The sequence below is a fragment of the Serratia sp. (in: enterobacteria) genome, from assembly GCF_046715635.1.
In the GTDB taxonomy this organism is placed as follows: domain Bacteria; phylum Pseudomonadota; class Gammaproteobacteria; order Enterobacterales; family Enterobacteriaceae; genus Chania.
The window spans coordinates 1-8,294 of sequence record NZ_JBKJYW010000139.1 but is presented as its reverse complement, the minus strand read 5'-3'; the positions used below and the strand labels follow the sequence as shown (position 1 = coordinate 8,294).

Genomic DNA, 8,294 nt, shown 5'->3' with positions numbered 1-8,294 from the left:
GCACTGATTACTGCGCGGCGAGCTTTTCCATCAGCGCTTTGGTGACGACATCCGGCAAGAACGGTGCGATGTCGCCGCCATGACGTGCTACTTCCTTTACCAAGGAAGAAGAGATAAATGACCACTGCTCGGAAGGCATCAGAAATGCGCTTTCCAGCGTTGGCATCAGATGGCGGTTCATGTTCGCCAACTGTAATTCATATTCAAAGTCGGACACCGCACGCAGGCCGCGTATCAGAATATTGGCGTTCTGATGGGCGGCGAAGTGCGCCATCAACTCGCTGAACCCCAGCACCTCGACGTTATCCAGATGAGAGGTCACCTGCGTGGCCAGGGCAACGCGTTCTTCCAGCGTAAACAACGGTTTTTTGCTCGAGCTGGCGGCAATGGCCAGGATCACGTGATCAAACATCAGTGAGGCGCGGGTGACCAGATCCAGATGGCCGTTGGTCATTGGATCGAAGGTACCTGGGTAGATGGCTTTGCTGCTCATGGTTTACTTCTCTGAATAGTTGCGGCCCAATGCCCACAGTGCGGCATATTTATTGAAGGTATATTGCGCGTTGACCACGGCTAACAGCAAGCCCTGTTTGCCGTCGAGGAAACCGGCCCGCAGCAGCCAGGTTTTGCAGAACGCCCCTAGCGTGTGGGTGAGGATCGACAGATAACCGCAGCGCTTACCGGCCTGATGGCGTTGGATTGCCCACTGTTCGGCGTAATGCAGCTGTTTGCGTTGGAAAGCAAAAAAGTCACGACAGGTCAGGTGCAGCAGATCGCCTTGCAGCGGCACGACTTTTGCGCCGCCGGTGTTGAGGGATTCATGGACCAGGTCGTCGTTATAGCGATAGCGCTGATTGGCGTACAGCCGGTTGACCCGATCGGGATACCAGCCGCTGTGGCGCATAAAGCGGCCAAGAAACAGGTTACGGCGGCCCAGGCTGTAGACGACGTTATCGTCGGCGTTGGCTAATACCTGTTCGATAGAATGGCGCAATTCTGGCGTGACGCGTTCATCAGCGTCGATCATCAGTACATAGTCCTGAGTGGCGTAGCTTTGCGCCTTCTGCCGCTGCTTGCCGAAGCCTCGCCAGTCGGTATGGGTAAACACCTTGGCACCCAGACTTTCTGCCAAAGCGACGGAACCGTCGCTGCTGCCGGAGTCGAGCACGATGATTTCATCAGCCCAGGCGACCGATTGCAGGCATTCGCTCAGCAACTCGGCTTCGTTTTTGGCGATCATCACTACCGACAGGCTGTTACGGTGGCTCATTCAGTGGCTCCGTGGCGGCAGGTGTGGCTCCAACAGCTGCAGCAGGCGTTGCAGCGCCCCCTGGTTCTGATACAACACTTCAACCGCGTGGCGGCCGTAATAGCGGCGATAATCTTCATCGGTCAGCAACGTTTCTATCTCTTTCACCAAGGAATCGACATCGCTGATGGTGATCATCCCGCCCGCTTCGGAGAGTTTGGCGCAGATATCTTTGAAGTTGAACGTATGTGGGCCCATCAGCACCGGAATGGCATGGGCGGCCGCTTCCAGTGGATTATGCCCCCCGCGCTCAACCAGGCTGCCACCGACGAAGGCCAGATCGGCAATGCCGTACAGCAGCATCAGTTCACCCATGGTATCGCCAATCACCACCTGCGTGCTGCCGGAAGGGATTTCGCCGCTGCTGCGGGTGGTGTAGCTGAAGCCCGCTTTTTGCGTCAGTTCTTTGGCGGTTGGGAAGCGCTCTGGGTGGCGCGGTACCAGGATAAGTAATAGGTCGGGGTGTTTTTCCAGCAACCGGCGGTGGGCTTCCAGCAGAATGGTTTCTTCACCTTCGTGAGTGCTGGTGGCGATCCACACCGGGCGGCGTGGTGCCCATTGGCGGCGTAGCGTAACGGCTTTGGCCGCCAGCTCTGGTGTTACGGAGATATCGAATTTCAGGCTGCCGGTGACGGTCAGCTGTGAACGCTTCAGGCCCAGTTCGATAAAGCGCTCGCCGTCTTCCTGATTTTGCGCAGCGATCAGGGTAATGCGGCGCAGGATATCACGGATAAAACCGCCGATTTTCTTGTAGCCAGCCGCTGAGCGGGCGGAAAGGCGCGCGTTGGCGATCACCAGCGGGATTTGGCGCTGGTGCAGGGCGTTAATCAGGTTGGGCCACAGCTCGGTTTCCATGATGATCACCAGCTTGGGATCCACCTGGTCGAGGAAACGGCGCATCGAACCTGGCAGATCGTAAGGCAGGTAGACATGATGCACATCTTTACCGAAAGCGGACTGCACCCGTTCGGAACCCGTTGGCGTCATTGTGGTCACAGTAATCGGCAAGTAAGGGTAACGATGGCGCAGGGCGCGAACCAGCGGGATCGCCGCCAGGGTTTCGCCAACAGAAACGGAATGCAGCATAATGCCGCCCGATACCACTTTCCCGGCGCAGAAACCATAGCGTTCCGCCCAGCGTTTACGGTAGGCTGGTGCTTTGCGGCTGCGCAGCAGTAAGCGGAGCCAGATCAGGGGTTGGATAAGGTAGAGTAGTACCTGATATAAACGGAGCAGCATTCTATCAATTTCATTTATATGGGTTACCCAGAATAGTACCATAACCGGAAGGGAAAGGCGCTAACTTGGTGGCTCGGTGTCAGGTTGGGACAACAGGCGAGAGATGTCGCCGATAGGTTTGTAATGAAGAATATTTTAATTATCCGCCGCGACAATATTGGCGATCTCGTGTGTACTACCCCACTGATTGAAGGGGTGAAAATGGCTTACCCTGACGCCAACCTCTATCTGCTTATCAATAAAGTCAGCCAGGATGTGGTGAAAAATAACCCGCATCTCACCAAGGTGTTTGTTTATAAGAAGGCCAAACACAAGGCCAAGAATGAGACCACCCTTGGGGTATATTTTGAACGGCTGATGATATTTTTACAGCTGAGAAAAATAAAGTTTGATGCGGCTATTCTGGCTAACCCGGTGCCGTGCAAATATAGCCTGCGCCTGGCAAAAATGGCCGGGGTTAACAATATTATCGGCGCAGATCTTGGTACCAGTGAAATTCATCACCCTTTCCGTGCGGCAGATTTTCGCGGCAAGCATCAGGTGGAACATACCTTCAGCTACCTGTCTGCCATCACCGATCGCTCCATTGCCATTCCTCCGGTGAAGGTTTTCCTCACTGCGGAAGAACAGCAGCAAGCGCAGCAACGTTTGCATAGCCTGCTGCCCCCGGTTGAACGGGTGTTTGCCGTACATATCAGCAGCCGTAGCCCGAAACGGCGCTGGCCTATTGAACGCTATGCCGAAATCATCAACCGCCTGGTTGCCGATCCCACCACCGGCGTACTGATCTTCTGGTCACCGCAGGGGACGCTGACGCCTGATGATATCGGCGATCAAAAGCGGGCGGAACAGCTGTTGGCTGGTTGCCAGAATGAACGGGTGGCACTTTACCCAACGGCCTCGGTTCGCGAGCTGCTGGCCGGTTTCGAGCTATGCGACAGAGTGCTGTGCAGCGACGGTGGGCAGATGCATCTGGCCGCGGCATTGAATAAAAGCATGGTGGTATTCTTTGGCGATACGGATAAAGAGTCTTGGCATCCGTGGAGCGGGCAATATCGGATCCTGCAAACCGAGTCGGGTGATTGCGTTGATGTTACCGTCGATGAGGTCTGGCAAGAAATACAGGCCTTGCATTAATTAACAACCAGGCAGGGTAAACCTGCCTGGACTTATTTCTTTAACGCCAGATACTGCTGGCAAATAGGTTCCAGGCCATAGCTCAGCAACTGCTGGTGATTAATGACCGGCGGCTGGGCATAAATCTCTGCCATTTTTTCCGCCAGCGAGGTTTCATTTAATTCCGCCAGTGCATGAGTCAACCCCGCCTTTTCCAGAATTTCCTCAGGCCCGCCAGGGCAACGGGTGCTGACGACCGGAGTGTCGCACAGCAAGGCTTCAACCAGCACGTTACCGAACCCTTCACTGTCTGAACTGAGCACCAGCATCGCGGCGTGTTTGATCAGGGGATAGGGATTGGCCTGAAAACCGAGGAACAGCACGCGATCGCTAATGTTTAACTCTGTGGCAAGGCGTTTGACCTCGTTGATTTGCGCTTCATTGCCGGCGCCCACCAGCGCCAAAGGGGCCTGGATACCAGACAGTGCGTAGGCTTTCAGCAGGCGGTCGTGGCGTTTATGTGAATGAAAACGGCCTACATGCACGAGGTAGTCTTTGCCTGCCAGTTCACAGGGCTCTGCCGCCTGCTGTTCGATGGCGGCGATATCGAACGGGTTGTTGATCACCGCCAGCCGGCTAGGTGCAATCCCCAGATTTTGCTGGAGATCGTTACCCACCGCCTGCGAGACGGCAACGATATTCTGCCGCTGGTAGACCCCCGCGACCTTGCGACTTTTCAGCCAGCGATCGAGGCCAGTACGGTGACCCAGGTAGGAGGTGGACAGGATGCCGTGAATGCAGAACCACAGCCGGGTGCTATCCAGCACTTTGCTATGGCTGACGATACGGTCGGTCTTATGCAGGTTGGAGAACACCAGCTCATAACGGCCGTGCTGTTGCTCGTTGGCGGCAACCGCGCGATCTAGCATCGCTGCGCGGCGTGCCAGCTCGGTCAGTTTACGCCAAGGCGATCGGCAGTTGTCGCTGAGCACCTGATAATGGATGCCGGTGGGGATCGGATAGTTGCAGACGTCACGCAATGAGATCAGGCTGACGTCATGCCCCAACTGCTGCATGCCCTGGCACAGGGTAAGCACTACCTTTTCTGCTCCGCCGCCCGGCAGGCCGTCGATAATCATCAGAATACGCATAAGTTAGTCCAGCAGTCGGTTATACAACGATATGAGCTGTTCTGAGAGGTGTGCTGGCGTGGCCGACATGATACGCAGCCGCGCCGCCTCTCCCATGCTCGATCCCAGGGCTTGCTGTGGCAGTGCAACGATAGCGTCGGTGAGGGCACTGACGTCCAGCGCATCGCAGACGTAGCCGTTTTGCCCCGGAGTGATGAACTCAGCGCCACCACAGGTGGTGCTGGTGATCACCGGGAGCCCGCATGACATAGCTTCTAAAATCACGTTGGGGAATGGGTCGTACAACGTTGGCAGCAGCAGGGCGTCGGCGGCCTGATAGAACGGCAACGTCTGTTTCTGCACGCCCATGAAGCGTACCCGGTCACCACAACCCAGCTTTTGTGCCAGTGAGCGGTAACGCTTTTCTGCTTTATCTTTACCCACTACCAATAGGTAGCTGTCTGTTGCGGCGACGGCGCGAATAGCGGCTGCCAACCCTTTACGTTCAAAGCCGGAACCGACAAAGATCAGGCAGTGCGCCTGTTGCGGGATCTGATACTGCTCCCGCAACTGTTGCCGCTGTTGCTCATTCGCCGGTAAAAATTTCTGATTGTCGATGGCATTGTAGATCACCGTGATTTTATTGGCAGGTACGCCGAAATCGGCGATGATTTCCCGTTTGATCATCTCGGCGTTGCAGATCACCGCTTTCAGCTCTGGCGCGGCATACATGGCGCGTTCGGCACACATCACATAGCGGTGATAACGGTTGGAGAACAGCCATTTGCGCCGCCATTCCGGCAACAGGCGTGCCCGTTGCAGCAGCCAGCGGCGATGGACGCCGTCACCGGCGCGATAGATATCGCAGCCGGGGATGCGTTCATGGCTTTGCACCAGATCGAAACTCTCTTTCTGCCACAGGGCCCGAGCAGCTTCGGCAAAACCGCGTTCGCGGCTGATGCGCCCGAACTTCATCGGGTTGCACAGGTGGATGTGCCAGTTAGGGTTGACGTCCCCCTGCCATTCGCGGGTGATAACATTCAGATCCAGATCTTGTTGTTCCAGCGCCTCCAGGGCACGGGAAACGAAACGTTCTGCCCCGCCGTCCGGGCGGTATTTTTGGCGGACAATCGCCAGGCGAAATGCTTTCATGCAAGCGTGCTCCGCGCGGCTGCAATCACCACGTCTGTAGGTATAAGGTCCAGGTAGCGCTCATCGGTACCGGTATCGATGGCATCCGGGTCCGGCAGGCTGCCGTAGTCCCCGGCCCAAATGACCTGGCCAATAACCTGCCAGGGGCGCCAGAATACCAGCTTGGAGGGCCCGAACAGCGCCACGCAGGGCGTCTGTAATGCCGCCGCCATATGCATGGGGACAGAATCAACCCCGATAAACAGTTTGGCATGGTCGATCAACGCCGCCAACTGACGCAGGGTCAACTGCCCGGCTAGAGAAACCACCCCTTGTTGTGGGCACTGTTTCAGTATTTGCGCCACCATGTCCTGCTCTTTGGCATCCGGCCCCGAGGTGATCACCAACGGGTGTCCTTCGGCCTGCAATGCGCTGATGGTGGCCGCCATTTTTGCTTCGCTCCAGCATTTAAAGAACCAGCGCGAAGTGGGTTGTACCACGATATAGCTACCGGTGACGCCATTTTGTTGCAAAAGCTGGTGGCTGGCCTGCCAATCTTGTGGGCTATAGCTCATGGTGACCTGCTGGTTTTGCACAGGTAACCCCAGAGGTTGCAACAGCGAGAGGTTTTGTTCAACGGTATGCAGGTGTTCATGCCCGGCTACCGGCACCAACTGAGTGTGGCAATAGCGCCACAGGAAACCCCGGCGCTTGGGGAAATCGAAGCCCAGGCGAATGCGTGCACCGGTGAGACGAGTAATCAACGCGCTGCGCCACTGGTCGGCCAGGTTGACCACCAGATCGTAGCGTTGTGCCTGCAACTGACGGATCAGATGCAGTTCGTGGCCCAAGTGTGCCTTGGTGCCCTGTTTTTTCCACTGGCGATCGATGACAAAGATTTGCGACAGCGCCGGGTTGCTTGCCAGCATCTCCTGCGTTTCTTTGTACAGCAGGATGTCGATCTGAGCATCGGGATAGTTCTGCCGCAGCGTATTGATGACCGGAGTGGTCAGCAGCATATCGCCATGATGGCGCAGCTTGACGATCAGAATACGCTGTAGGGGCGTGGCAGAAACAGGGGCTGGCGCGTCGTTCATAGTCAGTCGCTTTCAGGGAAACCAATCTGTGATTCTAAATGACCCGATCGCATGTGGCTACTGTTGCTCGGTTTTCTTGCGCGTGGTGAAAAAAATAGTTACGGGTGGAGACAAATACGGCTCAATGTTGTCCAAACGAGGCGATAAAGTCGTTTGCCCTGAGGAATGGGGCTGCGTAACATAACGTAAATCTGTGGCTATCAGGCTCCCAATGTATGACTAAACCGGCGTTTCTTATCACGATTGATACCGAAGGCGATAATTTGTGGCAAAACCACGATCGCATTTCGACCGAGAACACGCGTTTTTTACCGCGTTTTCAGGCGCTGTGTGAAAAATACGCCTGCAAGCCGGTTTACCTGACCAACTATGAAATGGCGGTGGATGCACAGTACGTTGAATTTGCCCGTGACGTGATAGCACGCGGCACTGGCGAAGTGGGAATGCACCTGCACGCCTGGAACAGCCCACCGCTGACGCCGCTCACCGATGATGACTGGCGGCATAAACCCTATCTGATCGAATACCCGGCCGATCAAATTCGCGCCAAGGTCGATCATATGACCAAGCTGTTGGAAGACACTTTCCAGACCAAGATGCTCAGCCATCGTGCCGGGCGCTGGGCGTTTAATGAGTTTTATGCCTCATTGCTGCTGGAATATGGCTATCAGGTTGATTGTTCCGTCACCCCGCGCTGTAACTGGCAGTATTCGCCAGGCAATCCGCAGGGCAACGGCGGGACCGACTATCGCCATTTCCCCACGCAGGCCTACTTTATCGATCCGGCCAATATCGCCAAACCCGGTGATTCCAAGCTGTTGGAAGTGCCGATGAGCATTCAGTATAAACACTCGGCGCTGATGAATGCGCTGAAGCAGGGTTATGACCGTCTGCGGGGTAAAAAGCGTTCACCGTCGGTGCATTGGCTGCGCCCCTCCGGTAACAATCTGGACAAGATGAAGCTGGTGGTCGAACGCTCTCTGGCGCAGGGGCACGATTACGTCGAATTTATGCTGCACTCTTCCGAGTTTATGCCGGGAGGCAGCCCGACGTTCAAGACCGAGCAGGATATTGACGCGTTATATCGCGATTTGGAGCAGCTGTTTGCCTGGTTGCAACAGCGTACGGTTGGCATGACCTTGGCTGAATACTATCAACTGAAAGTGAATTAACATGTCAAAAAAATGGAAAATCAAGGCCGCTGACTGGTTCTTGCGGCGCTATACGGCAAAGCACGGCCGTTTCCAGCCGCCAGCGACTTTCGACAGCCGT

Annotated in this window: 8 protein-coding genes; 2 read left to right on the top strand and 6 right to left on the bottom strand. The window is 55.8% G+C overall.

Annotated elements, in window-relative coordinates; genetic code table 11:
* Positions 1-7: 7 nt before the first annotated feature.
* The 3 genes from coaD to waaA are packed head-to-tail and all read right to left on the bottom strand — an operon-like array spanning position 8 to position 2,548.
* Positions 8-493, bottom strand: a complete 486-nt coding sequence (coaD, locus tag ACLQ7H_RS06825; protein ID WP_411752024.1) for a pantetheine-phosphate adenylyltransferase — start codon at positions 491-493, stop codon at positions 8-10.
* 3 nt (positions 494-496) lie between these two features.
* On the bottom strand, positions 497-1,270 hold the full coding sequence (locus ACLQ7H_RS06820; RefSeq protein ID WP_411752023.1) for a glycosyltransferase family 2 protein: 774 nt from the start codon (positions 1,268-1,270) through the stop codon (positions 497-499).
* Positions 1,271-2,548: a lipid IV(A) 3-deoxy-D-manno-octulosonic acid transferase gene (gene waaA / locus ACLQ7H_RS06815; protein WP_411752022.1), complete on the bottom strand. Its 1,278-nt coding sequence runs from the start codon at positions 2,546-2,548 to the stop codon at positions 1,271-1,273.
* Between the two features lie 123 nt (positions 2,549-2,671).
* Between waaA and ACLQ7H_RS06810 the strand changes: the two genes are divergently transcribed.
* Complete coding sequence (locus tag ACLQ7H_RS06810) at positions 2,672-3,685, top strand: glycosyltransferase family 9 protein (RefSeq protein ID WP_411752021.1); 1,014 nt, start codon at positions 2,672-2,674, stop codon at positions 3,683-3,685.
* 32 nt (positions 3,686-3,717) lie between these two features.
* Here ACLQ7H_RS06810 and ACLQ7H_RS06805 read toward each other — a convergent pair whose 3' ends face one another.
* From ACLQ7H_RS06805 to rfaQ, 3 genes are read right to left on the bottom strand one after another with little or no spacing between them, the layout of a single operon-like run.
* Positions 3,718-4,815 (bottom strand): glycosyltransferase, encoded by a 1,098-nt coding sequence (locus ACLQ7H_RS06805; RefSeq protein ID WP_411752020.1) that lies wholly within the window; start codon positions 4,813-4,815, stop codon positions 3,718-3,720.
* Positions 4,816-4,818: 3 nt separating this feature from the next.
* The gene (locus tag ACLQ7H_RS06800; RefSeq protein ID WP_411752019.1) at positions 4,819-5,946 is read right to left on the bottom strand and encodes a glycosyltransferase family 4 protein; all 1,128 of its coding nucleotides are present in this window, start codon (positions 5,944-5,946) and stop codon (positions 4,819-4,821) included.
* A complete protein-coding gene (gene rfaQ, locus ACLQ7H_RS06795; protein ID WP_411752018.1) occupies positions 5,943-7,022 on the bottom strand; it encodes a putative lipopolysaccharide heptosyltransferase III in 1,080 nt (359 codons plus the stop codon). Before rfaQ ends, ACLQ7H_RS06800 begins: the two co-directional genes overlap by 4 nt.
* A 215-nt stretch (positions 7,023-7,237) precedes the next feature.
* On the opposite strand from rfaQ, the gene ACLQ7H_RS06790 reads away from it, so the two are divergent.
* Positions 7,238-8,194 carry a polysaccharide deacetylase family protein gene (locus tag ACLQ7H_RS06790; RefSeq protein WP_411752017.1) on the top strand — a complete coding sequence of 319 codons (957 nt, stop codon included), beginning with the start codon at positions 7,238-7,240 and terminating at the stop codon, positions 8,192-8,194.
* The last annotated feature ends 100 nt before the right edge of the window (positions 8,195-8,294 follow it).